The organism is Streptomyces sp. NPDC038213 (genome assembly GCF_055600495.1).
Window position 1 is genome coordinate 565393 of record NZ_JBVJYM010000001.1, and the last position, 23568, is coordinate 588960.

Annotated in this window: 24 protein-coding genes, 1 rRNA gene and 2 pseudogenes; 7 read left to right on the forward strand and 20 right to left on the reverse strand. The window is 72.5% G+C overall.

The window, feature by feature from the left end:
• Positions 1-109: 109 nt before the first annotated feature.
• The 3 genes and pseudogenes from ACZ7JZ_RS02625 to ACZ7JZ_RS02635 all read right to left on the reverse strand — a co-directional run.
• Complete coding sequence (locus ACZ7JZ_RS02625) at positions 110-508, reverse strand: hypothetical protein (protein ID WP_470932347.1); 399 nt, start codon at positions 506-508, stop codon at positions 110-112.
• Positions 509-628: 120 nt separating this feature from the next.
• Entirely contained in the window at positions 629-1348 is a 720-nt protein-coding gene (locus ACZ7JZ_RS02630; protein ID WP_470932468.1) for a transporter substrate-binding domain-containing protein, read from the reverse strand.
• Between the two features lie 69 nt (positions 1349-1417).
• A pseudogene (locus tag ACZ7JZ_RS02635) lies at positions 1418-1765 on the reverse strand (ATP-binding protein); the annotation flags it as partial.
• A gap of 153 nt (positions 1766-1918) precedes the next feature.
• Here ACZ7JZ_RS02635 and ACZ7JZ_RS02640 point away from each other — a divergent pair.
• The 3 genes and pseudogenes from ACZ7JZ_RS02640 (at position 1919) to ACZ7JZ_RS02650 (ending at position 3550) form a co-directional block, all read left to right on the forward strand.
• Positions 1919-2743 (forward strand): annotated as a pseudogene (locus tag ACZ7JZ_RS02640) (helix-turn-helix domain-containing protein).
• Positions 2740-2982 (forward strand): DUF397 domain-containing protein, encoded by a 243-nt coding sequence (locus ACZ7JZ_RS02645; protein ID WP_470932349.1) that lies wholly within the window; start codon positions 2740-2742, stop codon positions 2980-2982. Before ACZ7JZ_RS02640 ends, ACZ7JZ_RS02645 begins: the two are co-directional and overlap by 4 nt.
• Positions 2972-3550 (forward strand): GNAT family N-acetyltransferase, encoded by a 579-nt coding sequence (locus ACZ7JZ_RS02650; protein WP_470932351.1) that lies wholly within the window; start codon positions 2972-2974, stop codon positions 3548-3550. Before ACZ7JZ_RS02645 ends, ACZ7JZ_RS02650 begins: the two co-directional genes overlap by 11 nt.
• Here ACZ7JZ_RS02650 and ACZ7JZ_RS02655 read toward each other — a convergent pair.
• Complete coding sequence (locus ACZ7JZ_RS02655) at positions 3532-3804, reverse strand: DUF1876 domain-containing protein (RefSeq protein WP_470932353.1); 273 nt, start codon at positions 3802-3804, stop codon at positions 3532-3534. The genes ACZ7JZ_RS02650 and ACZ7JZ_RS02655 overlap by 19 nt on opposite strands.
• A gap of 79 nt (positions 3805-3883) precedes the next feature.
• Complete coding sequence (locus ACZ7JZ_RS02660) at positions 3884-4384, reverse strand: GNAT family N-acetyltransferase (RefSeq protein WP_470932355.1); 501 nt, start codon at positions 4382-4384, stop codon at positions 3884-3886.
• Positions 4385-4498: 114 nt separating this feature from the next.
• Here ACZ7JZ_RS02660 and ACZ7JZ_RS02665 point away from each other — a divergent pair, with 114 nt between their 5' ends.
• On the forward strand, positions 4499-5044 hold the full coding sequence (locus ACZ7JZ_RS02665) for a hypothetical protein (RefSeq protein WP_470932356.1): 546 nt from the start codon (positions 4499-4501) through the stop codon (positions 5042-5044).
• An 83-nt stretch (positions 5045-5127) separates the two neighbouring features.
• Here ACZ7JZ_RS02665 and hemB read toward each other — a convergent pair whose 3' ends face one another.
• The 6 genes from hemB to ACZ7JZ_RS02695 form a co-directional block, all read right to left on the reverse strand.
• Positions 5128-6126 (reverse strand): porphobilinogen synthase, encoded by a 999-nt coding sequence (gene hemB, locus ACZ7JZ_RS02670; protein WP_470932358.1) that lies wholly within the window; start codon positions 6124-6126, stop codon positions 5128-5130.
• Between the two features lie 249 nt (positions 6127-6375).
• A complete protein-coding gene (locus ACZ7JZ_RS02675) occupies positions 6376-8040 on the reverse strand; it encodes a bifunctional uroporphyrinogen-III C-methyltransferase/uroporphyrinogen-III synthase (protein WP_470932360.1) in 1665 nt (554 codons plus the stop codon).
• The gene (gene hemC / locus ACZ7JZ_RS02680) at positions 8037-9017 is read right to left on the reverse strand and encodes a hydroxymethylbilane synthase (RefSeq protein WP_470932362.1); all 981 of its coding nucleotides are present in this window, start codon (positions 9015-9017) and stop codon (positions 8037-8039) included. Before hemC ends, ACZ7JZ_RS02675 begins: the two co-directional genes overlap by 4 nt.
• Complete coding sequence (locus tag ACZ7JZ_RS02685) at positions 9014-10939, reverse strand: glutamyl-tRNA reductase (protein WP_470932364.1); 1926 nt, start codon at positions 10937-10939, stop codon at positions 9014-9016. The genes hemC and ACZ7JZ_RS02685 overlap by 4 nt, the downstream gene beginning before the upstream one ends.
• A complete protein-coding gene (locus ACZ7JZ_RS02690) occupies positions 10936-11790 on the reverse strand; it encodes a redox-sensing transcriptional repressor Rex (protein WP_470932366.1) in 855 nt (284 codons plus the stop codon). Before ACZ7JZ_RS02690 ends, ACZ7JZ_RS02685 begins: the two co-directional genes overlap by 4 nt.
• 273 nt (positions 11791-12063) lie before the next feature.
• Positions 12064-12342, reverse strand: a complete 279-nt coding sequence (locus ACZ7JZ_RS02695; protein WP_470932368.1) for a glutaredoxin family protein — start codon at positions 12340-12342, stop codon at positions 12064-12066.
• A 107-nt stretch (positions 12343-12449) separates the two neighbouring features.
• Here ACZ7JZ_RS02695 and ACZ7JZ_RS02700 point away from each other — a divergent pair, with 107 nt between their 5' ends.
• From ACZ7JZ_RS02700 to ACZ7JZ_RS02710, 3 genes are all read left to right on the forward strand, one after another.
• Entirely contained in the window at positions 12450-13460 is a 1011-nt protein-coding gene (locus ACZ7JZ_RS02700) for an HAD family hydrolase (RefSeq protein ID WP_470932370.1), read from the forward strand.
• Positions 13461-13857: 397 nt separating this feature from the next.
• The gene (locus ACZ7JZ_RS02705) at positions 13858-14700 is read left to right on the forward strand and encodes an ECF subfamily RNA polymerase sigma factor, BldN family (RefSeq protein ID WP_470932372.1); all 843 of its coding nucleotides are present in this window, start codon (positions 13858-13860) and stop codon (positions 14698-14700) included.
• A gap of 216 nt (positions 14701-14916) precedes the next feature.
• On the forward strand, positions 14917-16140 hold the full coding sequence (locus ACZ7JZ_RS02710) for a DUF5667 domain-containing protein (RefSeq protein ID WP_470932373.1): 1224 nt from the start codon (positions 14917-14919) through the stop codon (positions 16138-16140).
• Between the two features lie 52 nt (positions 16141-16192).
• Here the strand turns inward: ACZ7JZ_RS02710 and ACZ7JZ_RS02715 are convergent, their stop codons facing one another.
• The 9 genes from ACZ7JZ_RS02715 to rrf form a co-directional block, all read right to left on the reverse strand.
• Positions 16193-17344, reverse strand: coding sequence for a lysophospholipid acyltransferase family protein (locus ACZ7JZ_RS02715; protein WP_470932375.1), 1152 nt, complete (start codon positions 17342-17344; stop codon positions 16193-16195).
• A complete protein-coding gene (locus tag ACZ7JZ_RS02720; RefSeq protein WP_470932377.1) occupies positions 17344-18423 on the reverse strand; it encodes an NAD-dependent epimerase/dehydratase family protein in 1080 nt (359 codons plus the stop codon). Before ACZ7JZ_RS02720 ends, ACZ7JZ_RS02715 begins: the two co-directional genes overlap by 1 nt.
• A 117-nt stretch (positions 18424-18540) precedes the next feature.
• Positions 18541-18639, reverse strand: coding sequence for a 30S ribosomal protein bS22 (locus ACZ7JZ_RS02725; protein WP_003948845.1), 99 nt, complete (start codon positions 18637-18639; stop codon positions 18541-18543).
• 187 nt (positions 18640-18826) lie between these two features.
• Complete coding sequence (locus ACZ7JZ_RS02730) at positions 18827-19036, reverse strand: helix-turn-helix domain-containing protein (protein ID WP_008738568.1); 210 nt, start codon at positions 19034-19036, stop codon at positions 18827-18829.
• A 128-nt stretch (positions 19037-19164) separates the two neighbouring features.
• Positions 19165-19980 carry a phosphatase gene (locus ACZ7JZ_RS02735; protein ID WP_470932379.1) on the reverse strand — a complete coding sequence of 272 codons (816 nt, stop codon included), beginning with the start codon at positions 19978-19980 and terminating at the stop codon, positions 19165-19167.
• Positions 19981-20140: 160 nt separating this feature from the next.
• On the reverse strand, positions 20141-21310 hold the full coding sequence (locus ACZ7JZ_RS02740) for an acetoin utilization protein AcuC (RefSeq protein WP_470932381.1): 1170 nt from the start codon (positions 21308-21310) through the stop codon (positions 20141-20143).
• Entirely contained in the window at positions 21261-22556 is a 1296-nt protein-coding gene (locus tag ACZ7JZ_RS02745; RefSeq protein ID WP_470932383.1) for an MFS transporter, read from the reverse strand. Before ACZ7JZ_RS02745 ends, ACZ7JZ_RS02740 begins: the two co-directional genes overlap by 50 nt.
• Positions 22557-22599: 43 nt before the next feature.
• Complete coding sequence (locus ACZ7JZ_RS02750; protein WP_470932385.1) at positions 22600-23253, reverse strand: HAD family hydrolase; 654 nt, start codon at positions 23251-23253, stop codon at positions 22600-22602.
• Positions 23254-23315: 62 nt separating this feature from the next.
• Positions 23316-23432, reverse strand: a 5S ribosomal RNA gene (gene rrf, locus ACZ7JZ_RS02755).
• Positions 23433-23568 lie beyond the last annotated feature (136 nt).

The following is a 23568-nucleotide window of genomic DNA, read 5'->3' on the forward strand; positions in this document are numbered from 1 at the left end:
GTCACGCATGGCGGGACGCCCCCAACCAGCCACGCAGCCGACCCCGCTACGGGCAACGGCTCAGCCCCGACTCCGGCGGCTGGCACCACCCCCCGCCAGCGGCAACCGCTCAGCGCCCCCGCCCCCGCTCGCCCCTCCCCGCCAGCCACAGCGACAGCGGTGCGGTGACGGCCAGGGTGCCTACGGCGACCATGCCTACGCCGATGACGAAGAGGCCGCTGGCGTCGTCGGACCAGTCGTAGAACGCGGCCGCCGAGAGCCCGGCCGCCGGGGCGAAGATCGCCGTCGTCACCAGGCCCCGCCAGGCCGCCCCGGCCACCAGCGGCAGCAGGGTCAGCACCAGACCGATCACCTGCCAGGCCTCGTACGGCCCGGATACCGACCCGTCCGGGTGCACGTCCCGCTGCTGGTCCCAGCCCAGCCAGACGGCCCACGCGACCGCGACGAGGGCGGCGAGCGCAGGGAAGGCGAGGAGTTCGGGGAGCGTCTTGCGCGGTCCGTTCGGCATGTTCCGAGTCTCGCGACCCCGCCCGCCGGCGCCTATGCGCGCACGTACTCACTTCCGCCCCGAGTACGTACGCACCCGGCCCCTCAAGCACCCCGCAAGCCCTCACGCACCCACAGCCCCTCACCCACCCGCAGGCGCCGCCAGCGTCTCCGACTGCCCGGCCCGCCGCAGCGCATCCGCCACGAACCCGCCCGCCTTCAGCTCCTCCACGAACTCCCGCAGGTAGGCCACCGTTTCCGGCTTCCGCGCCACCGTCGTCCCGAGCGCCTGCCGGATCTGCATGAAGCCCTCCCCGATGAGCCGGACCTCCGGGTGCGCGGCGGCGTACGCGGTCATCGGCTGCCGGATCCCGGCCCCGACCTCCAGCCCCTGCTCCCGGAAGACGTCCACGCCCTCGGCCCCGCGCACGAGCTCCGCGTGCTCCAGCGTCCGCGTGAGGTACAGGTCGTACGCCGACCCCTCCTTGACCCCGATCCGCACCCCCGGCCGGTCCACGTCCGCGACCGCCGCGATACCGGACCCGGCCGGGACGGCGTACACGCCCTCGATCAGCACGTACGGCGCCGTGAACGCCACCTCCGCCTCCCGCGCGGGCTCGACCGCGAGGAAGCAGATGTCGGCCCGGCCGTCCGCCATCGCCTCGAAGGACTTCCGGGCCGCGTCGAAGCACAGGAACTCGACGGGCAGCCCCAGCCGCCCCGCCAGCTCCCGCGCAATGTCCACGGTGATCCCCGCGGGCGCGTCCGGCGTGCCCTGCGCGAGCACGGGGTTCCCGAGGTTGATCGAGACCCGCAGCACGCCCTCGGGGGCCAGGTCCTCCACGATGCTCTGGTTCGTCATGCGGCGGAGTCTAGGCGAGCGCTCGTACGATCCTCCGAGCGGCGGATCGAAGAACTCGCACCACACCGCCTTCCCGGGCCCCTCCCGCCCCTCCACCCCCCACCGGTCCGCCAGCGCGTCCACGATCCGCAGCCCCCGCCCGCCGGCGCCCTCCTCAGCGGCCCCACCCCCGGCTGCCCGGAGCCGGGGCACCCCGCCCCCGCTGTCGTGCACCTCGACCCGTACGGCGTCCTCGAACCGCACCAGCCGGACCCGGTACCCGCGGCCAGGGGGCACGCCGTGCAGCAGGGCGTTGGTGGCGAGCTCACTCACACAGAGCAACAGGTCGTCCTGACGGGTGGTCATCCCCCAGGCTCGCAGTGCCGATTCGGTGAACGCCCTGGTAGCAGCAATGGATTGACGACTGCGAGGGAACATGCGATTCCGCAGCCAGGGCGGTTGGTTTTCGGTATTCACGAGCCGATGGTGGCTCTGCGTGACTAGCGTGGGGCAGTGCGTCGAGCCGTACCCGCAAATTTGGTACGGGTTGGTACGGGTGCATCAGCGCCCCAGGTGGGGGAGTCCACAGCTATGCCGCCGAGGAAACGAGTACCGAAGAACGGCACCGCTCTGAAGATGATCGGAGCACAGGTGGCCGTACTTCGCAGGGGAAAGAACCTGACTCAACGCGAGCTCGCCCAGCGAGTGGCCATGGAGGAGGAGACCATCGCCTCCATCGAGCAGGGCAGACGCACGCTGATGCCCGACGTGGCCGAGCGGATGGACGCGATCCTCGGCACAGGCGGCGTGCTGGCGACAGCCGTCGCGCACCTGCCACCGGTGGACCAAGTGCCCGCCTGGGCAGAGGAGTACATGCGCTGCGAGGCCGAGGCCATCGCCCTCTCCTAGTACGACAACCCGGTCGTGCCAGGGTTGTTGCAGACCGAGGCCTACGCCCGCGCGGTCATCAAGTGCCGCGTTCCGGCCCACCACGACGAGGAAGTGGAGTCGCTCACCGCGCGACGGGTGAAGCGCCACGAGATCCTGCGCCGCCGGATGCCGCCGAGCATGAGCTTCGTGGTCTGGGAGCCCGCGGTCCGCCTTCGGATCGGCGGCATCGAGGTGTACGGGGAGCTGTTGCAGCACCTGCTCGTCTGCTCCGAACTGCCCAACATCACCATCCAGGTGATGCCCCTCGACCGACCCGAACACGCTGGTCTCGACGGCCCCTTCACTCTCCTGGAGACCCCGGACCACCAGCACCTCGCGTACACGGAAAGCCAGCGCGGCAGCCACCTCGTGCACGACGCCGACGAGGTCAGCATCATGGCGCGCAAGTATGCGATGCTGCGGGCTCAGGCCCTCAACCCATGGCAGACGCGGGGGCTGTTGAACCGCCTGCTAGGAGAGCTATGAGCACCGACCTGAAGTGGTTCAAGTCCAGCTACAGCGCCAGCGAAGGCGGTCAGTGCGTCGAGGTCGCCGTCAACTGGCGGAAGTCCAGCTACAGCAGCGAGCAGGGCGGCGACTGCGTAGAAGTCGCCGCCTCCCCCACCACCGTCCACGTCCGGGACTCCAAAGTGACGGCCGGCCCCGAGCTCTGCCTCACCCCCCGCACCTGGTCCGCACTCACCGGCTGGCTCCGTGCGTCCTGACGTCACCCTCCGCCCCCTGGACGAGCCCCGCCTGCTCGCGCTGCTGGCAGCCGCCTCCGCGGACGCGGACCCGTCCGAGGTCATGCCGCCCGCCGATCCCGACGGGCCGCCCGGCTGGACCGCGGCGCGCCGGGACGCCTTCCTCGCGTTCCACCGGGGGCGGGCCCTCGCGCCCGAGCCGGTCGAGGTGACGTACGCGATCCACGTCGGCGAGGACGTCGTCGGGGCCGCCCGCCTCTGCCCGCTGGACGAGCCGGAGGGGGCCGTCGAGGCCGGGGTCTGGGTCGGCCGCAGCCACCGCGGTGCCGGGGTCGGCGGCGCGGTGCTGCAACGGCTGATCTCGCTCGCGCGGACCGCCGGGTTCGCGACGTTCTTCGTCAGCACGCGGGCGGACAACACCCCGGTACTGCGGCTGCTGGCCGGGCTGGGGGCGGTGACCGTACGCGAGGAGGGCAGGGTGACCACCCTCATCGACCTGGGCCTCAGCGAGCCCGAGACCGAGCACGCAACCGACTCGCGAACCGGGGCCGGGGCAGCCCCCGCCGCACGTCAGCCGTTCAACGGGTAGGAGTGCCGGCCCGTGGCCTCGTCGATCTCGCCGTGCGCCTTCTGGAGGAGCTGCGAGGCGAGGTCCATCATGGCCCGCGCACCCGCGATCTCCTCGCCGACCCTCAGCTGCTCCGGGTCGGAGGGGTGCCGCATGGCGTAGCCGCGCGCCCGCATCTCGCTGCCGTCACCCAGCCTGAGCATCGCCGCCGCATTGGTGCGGTGCCCGTCCTCGGTGAATTCGATCTCTACGTGCCATCCCACGAGCGTGGACATCGTGGATCACCTCCGGGGGTCGCCCTCAGACCTCCAGCGTGCGCCTCTCCCGCGCGGAGCGCTACAGGGCCGGGTACGGCTACAGGGACCGCCGGTACCGGACCTCCGTCAGCACGGTGCCGTCCTCGTACGGGTCCTCCTGCGTGGCCCCGTCCGCCCGGTACCCGGCCTTCTCGTAGAACCGCCGGGCCCGCACGTTCCCCTCCAGCACCCACAGCCCCACGGCCGCGAACCCGCCCTCACGGTGCACGACTTCGATCAGCGCCCGCCCCACCCCGCTCCCGATCACCCCGGGTTCGACGTACAGCGTGTACAACTCCCCTTCTCCAGAGCCCCCTTCGCCGGGCCCGAAGCAGGCCCACCCCACAACGGCGCCCTCGGCGTCCACCGCCACCAGGTCCGTGACCGTCCGCCCGGCGTCGAGGAACCTCTCCCGCATGACCCGGGCCCCCTCCCCCGCATCCATGGCGTCGAGATACGGACCCGGCACGATCCCCGCATACGCGGCCCGCCACCCGTCCACCCGTATCCGGGCCACCGCCGCAATATCGGACTCGACCATCCGCCGCACAAGGATCATGTCCCCCACCCTACGAACCCCCCACCCGCCCGGGTCCGGCCATTCCTCCCCGCTTTCCCGCCCCTCCTCCCGCAGCCCCGCCTCCCCCAGGCAACGGCCTGCTAGGCCTTGGGCATGCCAGCCGCCGCAGAGCCCGCGATGGGACCGATGTCCCGCGTCATGAGCGAGTTCCTCAGCCGTACGTCCGACGCGGTCTTCGAGCTCGGGTCCTGCGGCCTGCGCATGGCCGCCCTGTCCCTGGTCGACCGCACCGTGTCGTTCAGCGACGGCTACCGGGCGGAGGGGCGGGTGGAATTCGTGCAGGGGGACCTGCCGCGCTCGGACCGCGCGGCCAGGCAGCAGTACGACTGGCAGCCCGCGGCCGCCGCCGCCCCGCACCTCCACCTGGCCTGGCTGCTGGACGACCTGGGCCAGTGGCTGGGCCCGCTGGCCGAGAAGGAGATCGTCGTGACCGCCGTAGCGGCCCCCGTGCCCGACTGGTGCGACCTGCTACTCCGCGACGGCGACACGTCCTACCGGGTCCGCACCCGCCTCACCGGGCGCACCCGGCCGCTCGATTTTCCGGGCATGTACGTGCTGGAGCTCTTCGCGGAGGGCCGCCAGCACACCTACGTCTCCGCCCGGGAACCCCGCCTGGTGGACCTGCGGGACGCGCTCTGAGCCCCCTCTCCCCCGCCGCGGACGCGCGAGGGGCGCGGTACCCCTTCGGTACCGCGCCCCGCGCGCATGTCGTCCCCCTGCGGCTACTGGTTCCGCAGCCAGCCCGCGACCTCCGTCGCCCAGTACGTCAGGATCGTGTCCGCGCCCGCGCGCTTGATGCCGAGGAGGGTCTCCATGATGGCGCGGTCGCGCTCGACCCAGCCCTTCTCGGCGGCGGCCTCGATCATCGCGTACTCGCCGGAGATCTGGTACGCGGAGACCGGGACGTCCACGGCCTGGGCGACGCGGTAGAGGATGTCGAGGTACGGGCCCGCGGGCTTGACCATGACCATGTCGGCGCCCTCTTCGAGGTCGAGCGCGAGCTCGCGCAGGGACTCGCGGGCGTTGGCCGGGTCCTGCTGGTAGCTCTTGCGGTCGCCCTGGAGGCTGGAGGCGACGGCCTCGCGGAAGGGGCCGTAGAAGGCGGAGGAGTACTTCGCCGTGTACGCGAGGATCGCGACGTCCTCGTGGCCCGTCTCGTCGAGCGCGTCGCGGATCACGCCGACCTGGCCGTCCATCATCCCGCTGGGGCCGACCACGTGGACGCCCGCGTCCGCCTGGACCTGCGCCATCTCGGCGTACCGCTCCAGCGTGGCGTCGTTGTCGACGCGGCCCTCGGAGTCGAGGACCCCGCAGTGGCCGTGGTCGGTGTACTCGTCGAGGCACAGGTCGGACATGATGACGAGGTCGTCGCCGACCTCCGCCTTCACGTCGCGGATGGCGACCTGGAGGATGCCGTCCGGCTCGGTGCCGGCCGTGCCCAGCGCGTCCTTGTTCTCGTCGGCCGGTACGCCGAACAGCATGATGCCCGCGACCCCGGCCGCCACGGCCTCCGCCGCCGCCTTCCGCAGGGTCTCGCGGGTGTGCTGGACCACCCCGGGCATCGCCTTGATCGCGATCGGGTCGCTGATGCCCTCGCGGACGAACGCCGGGAGGATCAGGTCCGAGGGGTGCAGCCGGGTCTCCGCGACCATCCGCCGCATCGCCGGGGTGGTGCGCAGCCGACGGGGCCGCGAGCCGGGGAAGGATCCGTACGCGCTCATCTTCAGTCGCCTCTTCGAGCATCGACAGCAGTCGGGACAAGGGTAGGCCGTGCGGGGGCCCGCCCCCGGCCCGGGCGCCCGCCCGCAGCACCCCCGCGCACACGTACACGCACACGCCCACCTACACGCGCCCGTACGCCCACATACGCACGAGGGCCCGGGTGCCGTCCGCACCCGGGCCCTCGCCCTGACCGTCGTCCCGGACGGCGCCGCCTAACCGGCCCGCGCCGTTCGGCGCTCCTAACCGGCTCACGTCGTACGACGCCTGCGCGCGCCCGGACGCCGCTCGCTCGGCCGCGCGACCGTCTCGCCGGCCTCGCGGGCCGCCTCGCGGCGGGCCGCGCCGTACTCGGCGAGGGCCTCGGCGAGCTTGCTGACGCTCGGCTCCGGCGACAGCACGTCGACCCGGAGCCCGTGCTCCTCGGCGGTCTTGGCGGTCGCCGGGCCGATACACGCGATCACGGTCACGTTGTGCGGCTTGCCCGCGATGCCGACCAGGTTCCGCACCGTGGACGAGGAGGTGAAGAGCACGGCGTCGAAGCCGCCGCCCTTGATCGCCTCACGGGTGTCCGCCGGCGGCGGCGACGCGCGCACGGTCCGGTAGGCGGTGACGTCGTCGACCTCCCAGCCCAACTCGATCAGGCCCGCGACCAGCGTCTCGGTCGCGATGTCGGCGCGCGGCAGGAAGACGCGGTCGATCGGGTCGAAGACCGGGTCGTACGGCGGCCAGTCCTCCAGCAGCCCCGCGGCGGACTGCTCGCCGCTCGGCACCAGGTCCGGCTTCACGCCGAACTCGATCAGGGACTTCGCGGTCTGCTCGCCCACGGCGGCGACCTTGATGCCCGCGAAGGCACGGGCGTCGAGCCCGTACTCCTCGAACTTCTCGCGTACGGCCTTCACCGCGTTGACGCTGGTGAAGGCGATCCACTCGTACCGGCCGGTGACCAGGCCCTTGACCGCCCGCTCCATCTGCTGCGGGGTGCGCGGGGGCTCGACGGCGATCGTCGGCACCTCGTGCGGCACCGCGCCGTACGAGCGCAGCTGGTCGGACAGCGAGGCCGCCTGCTCCTTCGTCCGCGGGACCAGGACCCGCCACCCGAAGAGCGGCTTCGACTCGAACCAGGCCAGCTCGTCACGGCGCGCGGCGGCGCAGTGCTCACCGACCACGGCTATCACCGGCTGGTGCCCCTCGGGGGAGGGGAGCACCTTGCCCTGCTTGAAGACCTGGGCGATCGTGCCGAGCGTGGCGCTCCACGTGCGCTGCCGGGTGGTGGTGCCGCCGACCGTCACGGTCAGCGGGGTGTCGGGCTTGCGCCCGGCGGTCACCAGCTCGGCCGCGGCGGCGGCCACGGTCTCCAGGGTCGCCGAGACGACGAGGGTGCCGTCGCTGGCGCCGACCTCGGTCCAGCAGCGCGCGGAGGCGTTGCGGGCGTCGACGAAGCGGACGTCCGTACCGGTCCTGTCGCCCAGCGGCACACCGGCGTACGCGGGCACGCCCACCGCGGTCGCCACGCCCGGGACCACCTCGAAGGGGATGCCGGCGGAGGCGCAGGCGAGCATCTCCTCGGCCGCGCTGCCGTCGAGGCCGGGGTCGCCCGTCACCGCACGCACGACCCGCCTGCCGGAGCGCGCAGCCTCCATGACAAGATTGGCGGCATCCCGGATCACCGGGACCCCGGCGGCTGCTGACGCCTCGTCAGCGACCGTCAGCTGCGGCATGTCGACGCCCGTGCGCGCATGCGCACGCACGACTTCGAGCACCCCGGGCTCCGCGATCAGTACGTCCGCGGAGGCGAGTGCCTCGACGGCCCGCAGCGTGAGCAGTCCCGGATCGCCGGGGCCGGCACCGAGGAAGGTGACGTGCCCGCGGGCGAGCGCCGGAAGCGCGGAGGTGGTGGAACTTGTGGGGCTCAAAGTGCTCGCTCCCCCATCAGACCGGCCGCGCCCTTGGCCAGCATCTCGTCCGCGAGTTCGCGGCCGAGCGCCATCGCCTCTTCGGCGGACCGGGGCACGGGACCGGTGGTGGACAGCTGCACCAGCGAGGAGCCGTCGGTCGTGCCGACGACGCCCCTCAGGCGCATTTCGTTGACAGCCTGCTCGCCCTCCCCGGCGGAGGCCAGGTCCGCGAGTGCGCCCACGGGCGCACTGCAGCCGGCTTCCAGGGCCGCGAGCAGAGAACGCTCGGCGTAGACGGCGGCCCGGGTGTGCGGGTCGTCGAGCTTGCCGAGTACGGCGATGAGGTCCGCGTTGTCCGCGAGGCACTCGACCGCCAGTGCCCCCTGGCCGGGGGCGGGCAGAACGTGGTCGACCGAGAGGTGGTCGGTGGCTTCGTCGCTGCGCCCGATCCGGTTGAGCCCGGCGGCGGCCAGCACGACCGCGTCCAGCTCGCCGGAGTGGACGAAGCCGATGCGGGTGTCGACGTTGCCGCGGATCGGGACGGTCTCGATGCGCTTGCCGAGCTGCTTGGCGTACGCGTTGAGCTGCGCCATCCGGCGCGGCGAGCCGGTACCGACGCGGGCGCCGTCGGGCAGCGCCTCGAAGGTCAGCCCGTCGCGGGCGACCAGCACGTCCCGCGGGTCCTCCCGCTCGGGGATCGCGGCGAGCACCAGCTCGGCGGGCTGCGCGGTCGGCAGGTCCTTGAGCGAGTGCACGGCGAAGTCGACCTCACCGCGCACGAGGGCGTCGCGCAGCGCGGTCACGAACACGCCCGTGCCGCCGATCTGCGCGAGGTTCTCCCGCGAGACGTCGCCGTACGTGGTGATCTCCACGAGCTCGACGGGACGGCCGGTGAGGGCGCGCACCGCCTCGGCGACGTGCCCGGACTGGGACATGGCCAGCTTGCTGCGCCGCGTACCGAGCTTCAGCGGCTGCTGGGCAGGGCCTGAGTTCATGATGCTGCCCGTCCTGTGTTCTTGACGCTCTGCACGTCACCGTCGTTGAGGTCGGCCCGGCTGACGGATGCCACCGTCTGCGGGTCGAGGTCGAAGAGTTCGCGCAGCGCCTCGGCGTACCCGGCGCCGCCGGGTTCGCTCGCGAGCTGCTTGACCCGCACGGTCGGTGCGTGCAGGAGTTTGTCCACCACGCGGCGGACGGCCTGGGTGACCTCGGCGCGCTGCCGCTCGTCGAGCTCGGGGAGGCGCCCGTCGAGCCGGGCCACCTCGGAGGCCACCACCTCGGCGGCCATGGCGCGCAGGGCGACCACGGTCGGCGTGATGTGCGCGGCCCGCTGGGCGGCGCCGAAGGCGGCCACCTCGGCGGCGACGATCTCGCGTACGAGCTCCACGTCCGCGGCCATCGGGGCGTCGGCGCTGGCCTCGGCCAGGCTCTCGATGTCGACGAGCCGGACCCCGGGGATCCGGTGCACGGCGGCGTCGATGTCGCGCGGCATCGCGAGGTCGAGCAGGGCGAGCCGTACGGGCGCACCGTTGCTGTGCTCGACGCGGACGCCCTTGCGCGGGGTCCGCTGCGCGGCGGCCTCGCCCTGGTCGGCCCAGGCCCCGTGCAGTTCGAGCGACCCCGCGTCGACCCCGGTCAGCGCGGCCCGCCCGTCACCGGCGGCCCCGTCGAACCCGACGGGACACCCGTCGGCGTCCTCGCCCCCGTCCACCGGCACGAGCGTCCGCACGGCCCCGGCATCGGCAATCCGCCCGAACACCGCCGCAGCCGCAGCCAACCGCCCGATCCCCTCAAGATCCAGCCCCGCAATGGACGCCTCGGCAGCGCCCGATCCGGCAGCAGCCAGATCCAGCCCCGCAAGGGACATCCCGGCGGACGCCGAATCCAGCCCCTCGGCGGCCGATCCGGCAGCAGCCGAATCCAGCCCCGCCGGCGCTTGAGGCGCGGGGTCCGGGGCGGAGCCCCGAAGCGGGTCCGGGCGCAGCCCGGTTCCGGGAAGGGGCGGGGTGGGGGAATGCCCCGCAGGGCCCACCCCACCGTCCACGCCGGCTCCGCCGGCCACCGCATCCCGCACGGCGTCCTCGGTCAGCACCAGCCCCGTGGCCCCGGTACAGGAGACGACGACGTCCACGCGCGCCAGCTCCGCACCGACGGCCGCCATCGCCACGGCCCGAGCCGAAACCCCGCCCCCGGACCCAGCCCCGGCACCGGAACCCGCCCCCGCCAGAATCTCGACCAGCCGCTCAGCCCGCTCCATCGTCCGGTTCGCGACCACGACCTCCGCGACCCCGGCCCGCGCCAGCGTCGCCGCCGCGAGCGAGGACATGGACCCGGCGCCGATGACCAGCGCCCGCTTGCCCGCGGCCCAGGCCTCCACCGGCTCGCCGCCCGGCAGCGCGAGCTGCTCCAGGCCGAAGGTGACGAGCGACTGTCCGGCCCGGTCGATCCCGGTCTCGGAGTGCGCCCGCTTGCCGACCCGCAGGGCCTGCTGGAAGAGGTCGTTGATCAGCCGGCCCGCGGTGTGGAGCTCCTGCCCCAGCGCGAGCGCGTCCTTGATCTGGCCGAGGATCTGGCCCTCGCCGACGACCATCGAGTCCAGTCCGCAGGCCACCGAGAAGAAGTGGTGGACGGCGCGGTCCTCGTAGTGCACGTACAGGTAGGGGGTGAGTTCCTCCAGCGCGACCCCGCTGTGCTGGGCCAGCAGCGTGGACAGCTCGGCGACGCCCGCGTGGAACTTGTCCACGTTGGCGTACAGCTCGATCCGGTTGCAGGTGGCGAGCACGGCCGCCTCGGTCGCCGGTTCGGCGGCGAGCGTGTCGTGCAGCAGCTTGACCTTGGCGTCCGCGGACAGCGCGGCCCGCTCCAGCACGCTGACGGGCGCACTGCGGTGGCTCAGTCCTACGACGAGCAGACTCATGCCGGCATCACCGCCGGCACGTCCCCGTCGGGCCCCTCGCCCTTGCGCGCCCCGCCGACCGCGGGCACACCCGTACCGGTACCCGTACCCGTACCGGCGCCCGCAGCCGTGCGCCCGGCACCGGAAGCACCCGCGGAGGCACCCGCGGCAGGGGCGGCGGCAGCCGGAGCCCCCGAGGCCCCGCTGTCCTCCCCGGCCTTGCGCTGCTCGTGGAACGCCAGGATCTGCAGCTCGATCGAGAGGTCGACCTTCCGCACGTCCACGCCCTCCGGCACGGACAGCACGGTCGGCGCGAAGTTCAGGATGGAGGTGACCCCGGCGGCGACGAGCCGGTCGCAGACCTGCTGGGCGGCCCCGGCGGGGGTGGCGATGACGCCGATCGAGACCCCGTTGTCGTCGATGATCTTTTCGAGGTCGTCGGTGTGCTGCACCGGCATCCCGGCGACCGGCTTCCCGGCCATCGCCGGGTCCGCGTCGATCAGCGCGGCCACGCGGAACCCGCGCGAGGCGAACCCGCCGTAGTTGGCCAGGGCGGCGCCGAGGTTGCCGATGCCGACGATGACGACCGGCCAGTCCTGCGTCAGGCCGAGCTCGCGGGAGATCTGGTAGACGAGGTACTCGACGTCGTAGCCGACCCCGCGGGTGCCGTACGAGCCCAGGTACGAGAAGTCCTTGCGCAGCTTCGCGGAATTGACCCCGGCGGCGGCCGCGAGCTCCTCGGAGGAGACGGTGGGCACGGACCGCTCGGACAGCGCGGTGAGGGCCCGCAGGTACAGCGGGAGCCGGGCGACAGTGGCCTCGGGAATGCCTCGGCTGCGGGTCGCCGGTCGGTGAGTTCGGCCAGTTGCCACGATGCTCCTGCGGGATGAGCGGGGCTGCAGGCGGCCACTTGTCCCAGGACCGCCCCGTCGAATGCAGGCTATGTCTTTGTGAACGCGTGCACAAAGATTGTGTCCATTTTGTCCGACCAAAGTGACCGGGCTCACGCGTCCCGGGCGCACACTGCGGGAACTACCGGTACGCGCCGCTCGTCTACATCCCGACGGGGGCAAAGAAGAACACCGTCCTCGATCCATACGCCCCCGAGACCGCTCAAAACGCCCACGATGGTAACCGGCCCCCGGTCAGCCGACCAATGCGCGGCGGAGCCGGTCCGGGTTCACCCGCCAGAAGGTGTGCTGCTCGCCGTCCACCAGCACGACCGGGATCTGCTCCCAGTACTGCCGGTGCAGCTCCTCGTCCTGGGAGATGTCCTTCTTCTCCCACTGCGCGCCCGTCTCCGCACAGACCGCCCCGACCACTTCCTCCGCCTCCTCGCAGAGATGGCAGCCGGGCTTCCCGATGAGCGTGACCATCCGCTCGGCGGGGCTCTTCTTTTCCTTGCGGCGCAGCAATGGGCTCATGCCCCCATTCTCGCCCGCCGAACGCGTAACACCCGCGCCCCGCAGAGTTCACCCCCCTGAATCCCCACGGTTCGAGAACTCCCGAACACCTTGACTATGCTCCCCTCATGGCCCGCCCGTCGCCCGACCGCCACCCCGGTAGGAGTCCCTCCGGGACGCGAGCACGATTCCGATGGCTCACATCCGGTAAGCGCCCGGCAACTGCCCGGAGCGTGCTGGCAGGCGAGGCCTCGGCGGAGGCCGCGCGCAAGCTCGAAGGGGCCGCGACCCCGGAAGAGGTAGCCGCCGAACCAGCCCTCCCGGACACCGCCCCCGCGCCCGCCGAGCCGGCCTTCCCCGTCGAGGGCGACGAGTACGCCGCCGCCTTCTTCGACCTCGACAACACCGTCATGCAGGGCGCCGCGATCTTCCACTTCGGCCGCGGCCTCTACAAGCGCGAGTTCTTCCAGCGCCGCGAGCTCGCCCGCTTCGCCTGGCAGCAGGCCTGGTTCCGGCTCGCCGGGGTCGAGGACCCCGAGCACATGCAGGACGCCCGCGACAGCGCCCTGTCCATCGTGAAGGGCCACCGCGTCTCCGAGCTGATGGACATCGGCGAGGAGATCTACGACGAGTACATGGAGGAGCGGATCTGGCCGGGCACGCGCGCCCTGGCCCAGGCGCACCTCGACGCGGGCCAGAAGGTCTGGCTCGTCACCGCCGCCCCGGTCGAGACCGCGACGATCATCGCCCGCCGCCTCGGGCTCACCGGCGCGCTCGGCACCGTCGCCGAGTCGGTGGACGGCGTGTACACGGGCCGGCTGGTCGGCGAGCCGCTCCACGGCCCCGCGAAGGCCGAGGCGGTCCGGGCCCTGGCCGCGGCCGAGGGGCTCGATCTCGCGCGCTGCGCGGCGTACAGCGATTCGCACAACGACATCCCGATGCTGTCGCTCGTCGGACATCCGTACGCGATCAATCCCGACACAAAACTGCGCAGGCATGCCCGCGCCCACGACTGGCGGCTGCGCGACTATCGGACCGGCCGCAAGGCCGTGAAGGTCGGCATCCCGGCGGCCGCAGGGGTCGGCGCCCTGGCGGGCGGCACGGCCGCCGCGGTGGCCCTGCACCGCCGCCGCAGGTAGCCCCGGCCCGCGTCCGCCCGGCCCCCGCACGGATCCCGTGCGGGGGCCGCCGTCTGCCCGCCCGCAGCGGGGCGCATTCCCACAGCCCTACCCGCGGCCGCGGGACCCCACGCGGACCGGCCCGACTCGGCCACAACCGGCGTTGGAACCAGGCATTCCGCACACAGAACTGATCATCAACCGATCACGATCCGCGATCGAATATGCCCTCGACACGCAACAGAAGTGTCGGAATCGATGATTTGAGCAACTGGGTGTAGCGCTGCCTGTACGAAGCGTTATTCTCCTCAAACGCATACGGGCACCCCTTCGTCAACCGCCCACCGGCACCGCCCGGCAGGCCGACGATCAAAGGTCCCGCACTGCACGTGATGGAAGCTCTGCCTCTGGGAGTCCCGTGTACCCACCTGTCGGGGTTGACGCCTCGGGCCTGGCTACGCTCCGCGCAGTGGTCATCGACCACTTGCGCGGCATCGTCCCCACCGCGTACGCCACCCCTGCCTTCGCCGCTGCGGTCCCTGCCGGCCTCGGCCCTGCCGGTCCCTGCTATGCCCTGACGGACGGCGGAGCGACGGTGGGCAGACGCGGCAGGGGCGGTGCCTCGGCGTCCGGCTCCTCCGGATCGTCCGGCACCACCGGCGCATCCGGTTCGACGAGCACCGCAACCGCCCGCCGGCCCACTGCGGACAGCGACAGCGCCCGCATGATGGACCTGGTCGAGCGCGCCCAGGCCGGCGAGGCCGACGCCTTCGGCCGGCTGTACGACCAGTACAGCGACACGGTCTACCGCTACATCTACTACCGCGTGGGCGGCAAGGCGACCGCGGAGGACCTCACCAGTGAGACCTTCCTGCGCGCACTGCGCCGCATCTCCACCTTCACCTGGCAGGGCCGAGACTTCGGCGCCTGGCTGGTGACCATCGCCCGCAACCTCGTGGCGGACCACTTCAAGTCCAGCCGGTTCCGCCTCGAGGTCACCACGGGCGAAATGCTCGATGCCAACGAGGTCGAACGCTCCCCCGAGGAATCGGTCCTGGAGTCGCTCTCGAACGCGGCGCTGCTCGAAGCGGTCCGCAAGCTCAACCCCCAGCAGCAGGAGTGCGTGACCCTGCGCTTCCTGCAGGGCCTCTCGGTCGCCGAGACGGCCCGGGTGATGGGCAAGAACGAGGGCGCCATCAAGACCCTGCAGTACCGGGCGGTGCGCACGCTCGCCCGGCTGCTCCCGGATGACGCCCGCTGACCCCCGACTCCCTTCCGGTGCCCCTTCGATGACGCTGTGGTCCGATCATCCTTCGTCCGTAACCCAACTGCCGCGCCGCTCGTTGTGCGGAATGCAGGCTCCCTGTGGACACGCCATGCCCCCGGTCTCTCACTCGAAAGAGTGGAAGGCCTCAAGGAAGGCAACCTTCCGTACACGCAGGGGAGTCGATCGTCATGACGAGAGGAGGTGCCGCCAGTGATCGCGAACGTTTCGGCGCACCGGCGGGCGAACGCCTTCGCCCAGGCCCTGGAGGATCAGACGCCGTCTGATCCCCCGGAGACGGCGGCCCAGCAGTCCGAGGCGCCGGCCGAGGCCGCCGAACCGGGCGGACACGACCGGCTGTTGGCCCTGGCGAGCGTGCTCGGCGAACTGCCGCGCCCGGTGCTGGACCCCGAGGTCAAAGTGGTGCAGCGAGCCCAGCTCGTAGCCGCCATGGAGGCCATGGTGATGGAGGGGACCCTTGGCGGTGCCCCCGCGGACCCTCAAGTGCCCGAACAGCGGACCGGCCGCGGCGCCCACCGGGCGACCGCGCTCCGGAAACTGCGTCCCCGCTCCCGCTGGTCCAAGGGCATCGCAGCGGGCGGCCTCACGGTCGGTGTGGCCGCAGGGGCGTTCAGCGGAGTGGCCGCTGCCAGCACGGACGCCCTGCCGGGTGACTCGCTGTACCCCGTCAAGCGGGGTATGGAGGACATCCGGCTCGGCTTCGCCGACGACGTGGGCGACCGCGGGGAGCTCTACCTCGACCAGGCCTCCACCCGTCTCCACGAGGCCCGCCGCCTCATGGAGCGCGGCAAGGCCGGCCCCCTCGACCACGAGTCCCTGGGCGAGATCAGGCGCGCGCTGTCGGGCATGAAGCACGATGCCGAGGAAGGGCACCGGCTGCTGCACGCGGCGTACGAGCAGGACGGCGAACTGGGTCCGATCCAGACCCTGTCCTCGTTCTCCCGCTCCCACCGGGACGCCTGGGGGAAGCTGCGCGAGCGGCTGCCGGCCCAGCTGACCGACGTGGGCGACCAGGTGAACTCCGTCTTCGACGCCATAGACGACGAGGTCGGCCCCCTGGAACCGCTGCTTCCGCAGACCCGGGAGAAGCAGCGCTCCTCGGCCCCGGAGAACACCACCGACACCGGCACCGGCCAGTCGGCGGACAACCGGAACCCGGCACCCGAGAGCAGCCCGCCCGCCGGCAAGGGCAGCGCACCGGTCAAGCCCTCGCCCAGCCCCGCCGACAAGGGCGAGGACGGGGACGACGGCCTCCTCGGCGGCAACGGACCGGGCGGACTGCTCGACCCGCCGCTGTCCGACCCGACGCCCAGCACCCCGTCGGAGGAGGACACCGCGGAGCCCGACATCACCCTGCCGCCGCTCCTCCCGGGCATCCTGCCCGGCCTGGGGCTGAACGCGGAGGACGCCGGCTAGCGGCAGTACGGACGCAGGCGCGAGGTCGGTGTCCTTCCGGACCCCGGCGGGTTCAGAAGAACACCGACCTCCGCTGCACCAGCAGCTTGTACAGGGTGTGCTGGATCTGCTCGCGGACCTGGTCCGTGAGGTTGAACATCAGCATCGGGTCCTCCGCCGCCTCGGGCGGGTACCCGTCCGTCGGGATCGGCTCCCCGAACTGGATCGTCCACTTCGTCGGCAGCGGCAGCGCGCCCAGCGGCCCCAGCCACGGGAAGGTCGGCGTGATCGGGAAGTACGGCAGCCCCAGCAGCCTCGCCAGCGTCTTCGCGTTCCCGACCATCGGATAGATCTCCTCGGCCCCGACGATCGAGCACGGCACGATCGGCGTGCCCGCGCGCAGCGCCGTGGAGACGAACCCGCCCCGGCCGAACCGCTGGAGCTTGTACCGGTCCCCGAACGGCTTCCCTATCCCCTTGAAGCCCTCCGGCATCACGCCGACCAGCTCCCCGGCCTCCAGCAGCCGCTGCGCGTCCTCCGCGCAGGCCAGCGTGTGACCCGCCTTGCGGGCCAGCTGGTTGACCACCGGCAGCATGAACACCAGGTCCGCCGCGAGGAGCCGCAGGTGCCGCTGCGCCGGATGCCGGTCGTGCACCGCCACCTGGAGCATCAGCCCGTCCAGCGGCAGCGTGCCCGAGTGGTTGGCGACGATCAGGGCCCCGCCCTCCGACGGGATGTTCTCGATCCCCTTCACCTCGACCCGGAAGTACGAGTCGTGGAGCGGCCGGAGCAGGGACATCAGGACCTCGTCCGTGAGCTCCTTGTCGTACCCGAACTCGTCGACCTCGTACTCGCCGGTGATCCGGCGCCGCAGGAAGGCCAGCCCGCCGGCGACCCGCCGCTCCCAGCCGGCACCGGCACCCGGGCGCTCTTCCGCCTCCACGCCCGCCTCCACGCCCGCCAGGGCCTCCGCCGGGGGCTCAGCCGCAGCCGCCGGGGGCTCCGCCGTCCCGACGGCCGCCTCCGCGCCCGCGCTTGCGTCCGTACCCGCGTCCGCAGCCCCGTCCGCTCCCGCGTCCGGCTCCGCCCCCGGGAGCGCGCTCACCGCGGGCCCCTCCGCCGCCCCGGAGCGCCGCGCGGCCCCCCGGCGCCGCTGCGCCCGCGGGGAGCCCGTACGGGCCCGCTCGCGGTCGTCGTCGAACGGGATCACCTTGGCGTCGGCCATTATCGCTGCGCTCCCTCTCCGGCCCGGTCCGCCGCAGCGCCCGGGGCACCTCCTGCATCCAGCAGCCCCGCGACCCGGTCCACGGCCCGCCCCAGCGCGGCCGGCGGCAGCAGCCCCGGCCCGCGGGCGGCCGCGAACTCCGCGAAGGTCTCGGCGGTCGTGTAGGCGGGCGTGAAGCCCAGCACCTCGCGCATCCGCGCGGTCTGCACCACCCGCCCGTGCGTCAGCAGCCGCACCTGCTCCGCGGAGAAGTCCGCGGCGCCCACCGCCCGCAGCGCGGAGCCCACCCAGTTCACCGCCGGCAGCAGCAGGGGCACCGTCGGCCGCCCCAGCCGGCGCGAGCACTGGGACAGGGTCAGCACCCCGTCCCCCGCGATGTTGAAGGTCCCGTTGTTCAGGGTGCCCACGCGCGGCTCCCCCGCGGCCAGGGCCAGCACGTCCAGGACGTCGTCCTCGTGCACGAACTGCAGCCGCGGGTCGTAGCCGAGGACGGTGGGCAGCACCGGCAGCGAGAAGTACTCGGCCAGCGGGGAGTCCGCGCGCGGGCCGAGGATGTTCGCGAAGCGCAGGACGGACACCGACACGTCGGGGCGGCGCCGGGAGAATCCGCGCACGTACCCCTCGACCTCGACGGCGTCCTTCGGGAAGCCGCCGCCGGGCAGCGACTTCGGCTGGGTGCTCTCGGTGAAGACCGCGGGGTCCTTCGAGGCGGCCCCGTACACGCCCGTCGAGGACTTCACGACGAGGCGGCGCAGGGTCGGGGACTTCTGGCAGGCGCCGAGCAGCTGCATGGTGCCGATGACGTTGGCCTCCTTCACGGAGGTGCGGCTCCCGCTGCCCAGCGGGGTGCCCGTCACGGCCAGGTGCACGACCGTGTCCACGGCGTGCTCGGCGAGGATCCGGCCGATCACCGGCTGCCGGATGTCGGCCCGCAGGAACACCGCCGACCCGAGCCGCTGCGCGGGCTCCACCGCGTCCACCGCGATCACCCGCGCGACCTCCGGATCCCGCTGGACCCTGCGCACGAACCGGCTGCCCAGCTGCCGGGCAGCCCCGGTCACGAGCACGACCTTCCCCAAGATCAGCCCCCTCCCTCCGCGCCCGCCGCGGCGGACGCCCCGGCCCGGTCCGGAAACACCGCAGCCCCTCCACCCAATGATGGTGGAGGGGCTGCGGAGAACACGTACAGCTGCCGTTTACTTCTTGTTACGACGCTGCACGCGGGTGCGCTTCAGCAGCTTGCGGTGCTTCTTCTTGGCCATCCGCTTGCGGCGCTTCTTGATAACAGAGCCCACGACTACCCTCGCTCACTTGGTCAACCCCCGCGTTGGCGGGGACATCTCGGTGCGGGGCTGTCTGGGCCCACACGACCTACGTCGGCCTAGCCTACCCGGCGCAGGGCTGAGCTTGTAATCCGAGTCCCGCGGACCCTCCGCGGCACTGCCGCCGAGGGTCCCGGCAGGGTCCCCGGGGGCATCAGAATCAGGCGGACTCCACCCCCACATAGGACTCCCGGAGGTACTCGTGGACCGCGTTCTCGGGGACCCGGAAGGACCGGCCCACCCTGATCGCGGGCAGATGACCGTTGTGCACCAGCCGGTACACGGTCATCTTCGACACTCGCATCACCGAGGCGACCTCCGCCACGGTCAGGAACTGAACCTCGCTGAGAGGCCTCTCGCCAGCAGCCATGACACACCTTGACCTTCCGCGCAGGACGGGCACCGGCTTCCCCTCCGGTTACTCCTCGTCGTCGCACGCTCACTCCCCAGAGTAGGGGCGGGTGGTACGAGTGGGGAAGAGGAGCTGCGGCCACGGATCTACCCCGACAGACTCGCCCGATTGAGTACATAGCGAGTAAGCGGCAGGTAATAATCCGACCGCACGGCGTCGTCCAGCGGAACGGCCACGGCGACGCTCCCCTCGGCCTCGCCCACGAACAGCGCCGGATCATCGGTATCGGCCAGCCCGATCGCCTCGAAACCCAGCTGACCTGCCCCGCAGACCCACCCGTGGTCCCCGACGACGAGCTCCGGCAGGGGTCCGCCGGCCTCCGCGAGGGCCCCCAGGGCCACCCGGACAGGCAGCGGGGAATGGGTGTGTGCGCCGGTCGCACTCCCGCGCGCCCGCGCGCCGGGCTCCCGCACCAGTGCAACGCCCCGTACGTAATCGAGGGTGTACGGACGTACGCCGAACCGCGTCGCCATGTCGACACCGCGCCCCTGCGCCGGGGTGAGGACTTCACATCCCGCCGCCGACAACGCCTCCGCCAAACTGGCGTAGAAGCCCAGCAGCCGGTGCGGATGCCCCGTCCCGAACAGCACCGCACCGCGCCGCGCGGCCACCCCGCGCAGCCGCTGCGCGAAGGCCTCCAACCCCGCGAGGGTCCGCTCCGGATCGATCACGTCGGGACCGGTCACCCGCCCCGGGTCCGCCGAGACCCCGCACTTGTCCGCCATCAGGCGCAGCAGGTCGGCCTCGCCCCAGCCCCAGTCGGGGTCCAGCCCCAGGAGCACCCGGGGGTCCCGGGCGGCGAAGAGCCGGTAGCTGCGCAGGCTTTCTTCCCGCGAAGTCGCCACGGGCCCGGCCAGGCGGGCGGCCAGCAGATGGGCACGCAGAGCGCCGGTGCTCAACACCCTCCGATGCTGCCGCACCTCCGCTGACACAGCGCCAAAACCCCGGATACGCCCCACAGTTGGCCTAATCGCCGCAATGGCTGAAACCTTCCGCCAGTCGTAGCCCGACCGGCCGCCCCGCCCCCTCCCGAGGCTCTGCCAAGCAGACCCTGAGGCTCCGTCAGGCGAGCAGTCCGCGCAGCGGGAAGACCGCCCGCCGGGTCGCCAGCACCGCCTGGTCGGTCCGGTCCGCGGGGTCGTACCCGGCCTCCCAGTCCCGCCACGCGGGCGTGCGCCCGTCCGTCATCCGCCGCGGCGCCGGCTGCCGCGTCCGCGCGTACACCTCGTCCCGCCAGGCCTCGGGGACGGCGGCGGCCGGGTCCACCGGCCGGTGCGCCGCGATGCCCACCAGGTGGGTCCACGAGCGCGGTACGACGTCCACGACCGCGTACCCGCCGCCGCCCAGGGCCAGCCAGCGCCCGTCGGCGTACTCGTGCGCGAGCCCGTGGCAGGCCTCCTGTACGGCCCGCTGCGCGTCCAGCGAGACCGCCAGGTGCGCGAGCGGGTCCTCGAAGTGGGTGTCCGCCCCGTGCTGGGTGACGAGGACCTGCGGCCTGAACTCCGCCAGCAGCTCGGGCACGGTCGCGTGGAAGGCCCGCAGCCAGCCCTCGTCCCCGGTCCCCGCCGGCAGGGCCACGTTGACCGCCGAGCCCTCCGCCGCCGGCCCGCCGGTCTCCTCCGGCCACCCGGTCTGCGGGAACAGCGTCCGCGGGTGCTCGTGCACCGAGACGGTCAGCACCCGCGGATCGTCCCAGAACGCCGCCTGCACCCCGTCCCCGTGGTGCACGTCCACGTCCACGTACGCCACCCGCTCCGCGCCGAGCTCCAGCAGCCGGGCGATGGCCAGCGAGGCGTCGTTGTACACGCAGAAACCGGCCGCACCGCCGGGCATCGCGTGGTGCAGCCCGCCCGCGAAGTTCACGGCGTGCTCCGCCTCCCCGCGCCACAGCGCCTCCGCCGCCGCCACCGACTGCCCGGCGATCAGCGCGGCCGCCTCGTGCATCCCGTGGAAGGCCGGATCGTCGACGGTCCCCAGCCCGTACGAGCCGTCGGCGGCACCCGGATCCGCGGAGAACTCCCGTACGGCCGCCACGTAGTCCTCGCGGTGGACCAGCCGCAGCGTCGAGTCCCCGGCCGGACGGGCGGCCCGCACCTCCGTCTCGCGGTCCAGCCCGAAGGCCCGCACCAGGCCCATGGTCAGGGCCAGGCGCACCGGGTCCATCGGATGGCTGGGCCCGAAGTCATACTTCGTTACGGCCTCGTCCCACATCAACAACGCGCGCCCGCTCATGGTCGACACCGTATCGGGCGCCCTCCGGAGCGGGCGACGGGGAGCCGAACGAGCGGGCGTGCACGAGCGTGACCAGCACCAGGGCCATCGGCACCAGCATCGCCCCGCGGTAGCTCCAGGCCTCCCCGAGCGCGCCGACCAGCGGGGAGCCGACGAGGAAGCCGACGTAGTTGAAGATGTTCAGCCGCGCGACCGCCGTGTCGGAGTCCCCGGGGAACAGCCGGCCCGCCGCAGCGAAGGTCTGCGGGACGATCACGCACAGCCCGAACCCCAGCAGCGTGAACCCGAGCATCCCCGCCCAGGCCCCCGGCGCCGCGGCGACCACCGCGAACCCGGCCGCCGCGAGCAGGGTCCCGCAGCGCACCACGGAGACCGCACCGAACCTCCGCACCCCCAGGTCCCCGACGGCCCGCCCGAGCAGGGTGGTGACCATGTACACGTTGTACGGGACGGTCGCCAGCTGCTCGGAGCTCCCCAGCACGTCCTGGAGGTACTTCGCGCTCCAGTTCGCGACGGTCGAGTCCCCGATGTACGCACAGGTCATCACCAGGCACAGCGGCAGCAGCAGCTTGAAGGACACCGCGCCGCCCCCGCCGCCCTCCTTCCCCTGCCCGCCCGCCGCCGGTCCCTCCCCGGCGGGCCCCCTGCGCTGGTCCACGTACCAGCGGCTCCCCAGCAGCACCAGGGGCAACAGCAGCACCACGGCGGGGAGGTAGCCCACCAGCAGGTCCAGGTCCCAGTGCGCCCCGGCCCAGGCCGCCGAGGCCCCGAGGATCCCGCCCAGGCTGTACGTCGCGTGGAAGCCGAGCATGATGCTGCGGCCGTACGCCCGCTGGAGGCTCACCCCCAGCATGTTCATCGACGCGTCGAGCGCCCCCACGGCGAGCCCGAACAGGGCGAGCGCCGCAGCCGCCTGCCACAGCTCCCGCCCCGCGCCGACCCCGAGCAGCGCCAGCAGCACCACCGGCTGGGACCAGCGCAGCACCGCACCGGGCGCCACCCGCCGCACCAGCTTCTCGGTGGCCACGCTGGACACCCCGGCGAGGACGGGCACGGCGGCCAGGAAGACGGGCAGCAGCCGGTCGGATATCCCGTACCGGTCCTGGATGGCCGGGATCCGCGTCACGAGGAGCGCGAAGGTCACGCCCTGGACGAAGAAGCTCAGCCCGAGGGCCCACCGCCCCCGCCGCAGCCGTACGCCCACCCCTGCCGGCCCTGCCGGGCCCGTTCCCGCCGCTTCCGTCATGGCGGCACAGCGTAGGGCCGTCGGCTACCGGTGGGTAGAGAGATCACACGCCGATCTGGAGCAGCCCCGGCAGCTCCTTCATCTCCGCGAAGAACTCCTTGGCCCCGGCGAGCCGCAGGGCGGGGGTCATGGCCGTGAACCCGAGTACGTCCATCCCGGCCGCCTGCGCGGCCTGCACCCCGAGCCGGCTGTCCTCGACCACCACGCAGCGCTCCGGGGGTACGCCCATGGCGGCCGCGGCGTGCAGGAAGAGGTCCGGGGCCGGCTTGCCCCGGCCCACGTCCTCCGCGCTGAAGACGATCTCCTCGCGGAACCACTCGGCTAGTCCGGCGCTGCGGTGCCCGACCCTGATCCGCTCGTGGCTCCCGGAGGAGGCCACGCAGTACGGGACCCCGAGCGCCCGGAGCTCCGCGAGCACGTCCACCACCCCGGGGACCGGCTGGAGTTCCCGCTCGAAGGCGGCGAAGACCCGGGAGTGCAGGGTGCGGTCGAAGTCCTCGGGGAGCCGGCGGCCGGTCCGCTCGAAAACGAGGTCGTGCACCCGGTGGACCGCGGCCCCCATGTAGTCCCGGAGGGAGTCCTCGTAGGAGGTCGGGTGCCCGAGTTCGGTCAGGTAGCCGGACAGGATCGTGTTGGAGATCGGCTCGCTGTCCACCAGCACACCGTCGTTGTCGAAGATGATCAGGTCGTAGCTCATACCCTGACCCTAAACGCAGAAAAGCCCCGCACCAGAAGGTGCGGGGCTTTCCCACAATGATTGTTCGGCGGCGTCCTACTCTCCCACAGGGTCCCCCCTGCAGTACCATCGGCGCTGAAAGGCTTAGCTTCCGGGTTCGAAATGTAACCGGGCGTTTCCCTAACGCTATGACCACCGAAACACTATGAAGTTAACCAACCGGATGACAACACGGTCGTTACTTCAGAACTAACACAGTGGACGCGAGCAACTGAGGACAAGCCCTCGGCCTATTAGTACCAGTCAGCTCCACCCGTTACCGGGCTTCCACATCTG